The sequence below is a fragment of the Burkholderia sp. HAN2018 genome, from assembly GCF_024704855.1.
Lineage (GTDB): Bacteria > Pseudomonadota > Gammaproteobacteria > Burkholderiales > Burkholderiaceae > Burkholderia > Burkholderia cepacia.
This window is the reverse complement of sequence record NZ_QOBB01000516.1, coordinates 1-1,079: the sequence shown is the minus strand read 5'-3', so window position 1 is coordinate 1,079 and position 1,079 is coordinate 1. Positions and strand designations below refer to the sequence as shown.

The 1,079-nt window shown below is 69.6% G+C and carries 1 protein-coding gene; it reads right to left on the bottom strand.

Translation table 11 applies throughout. From position 1 onward, the window contains the following. Positions 1-141: 141 nt before the first annotated feature. A partial coding sequence (locus DPV74_RS41490) for a triacylglycerol lipase (RefSeq protein ID WP_162923344.1) occupies positions 142-1,079 on the bottom strand: 938 nt, incomplete at its 5' end.

Below are 1,079 nucleotides of genomic sequence, written 5' to 3'. Positions count from 1 at the left end.
CACGGCGCGCGCGGCAGGCAGCGCGACGGCCTGCGTCGACGCCGCCGGCCGGTCGAGCGCATGCCATACCGCCGCGGCCGCGAGCGTGCCGACGGCGCCATGGAGCGCGACGCGAGACACCATCGTCCGGACCGTCATCGCTCAAACGCCCTGCAGCTTCAGCCGGTTCGCATGCACGCGCAGCGCGGCGACCGGGTCTTCCGCGTACGCGCCGCGGATGCCGAGCAACTGATTGATCGCGTCGAAGTGATTCCAGTGGTAACGCGTCGAGATCACCGTGCCGAACATCGAACTGCAGGTCGACGTGAAGCCGTCGTTCGGCCCCGCACCGGCCAGCGCCATCACGTTGCCGGCGGTCAGGAACACGAGCGTCGACGGATCCAGCAGGTTCGCCGGATCGATGACCGGAATTACGCTGGTGTCGGCAGCGCCCGTCACGATGCCGAGCAGCGACACCGGCTGGTATGCGGCGCCGCTCCACGAATACAGCAGATGCACGTTGCCGCCGATCGTCTCGGCGGGCGCGCCGGTGCGACAGGCACCGGCGCCGAGGCCCGGGCTCGGGAACAACTGGTTGAACCGCGTGGTTCGCGCCGTGCCGAGCGCATCGAGCGCGGCGATCGCATCCTGGTTCGTGTTGTGCGTGTCGCTGGTCAAGACGCCGAACAGGTTCAGGAGCGCGCCGAACACCGGCGTCGAGATGCCCGTCGGGTCGAGCTTCAGCGCGGCGAGCACGAAGTCGGCGAACTGCGAGCCGCGGTGCGGCGTCGCGATCGTCGTGACCGATGCGACGAGCGCGGGCGCGACCGACGCGACGTAGCGCGACGTCAGCCCGCCCTGGCTGTGCCCGATCAGGTTCACCTTGGCCGCACCCGTGACCGCCAGCACCTGCTTCACGTAGGCGAGCAGTTGCTCGCCGCGCCCGTTCGGGCCGAGGTCGCTCTGGAACCCCGACAGGTCGGCGACGTAGACCGTCGCGCCATGCCGCTGCAGGTCGGCCTGCATGCCGTACCAGTACGGCACCACGCCGAAATAGTCGTCGGTGCCGGTCAGGCCGTGCACGAGGATGATCGGATAGC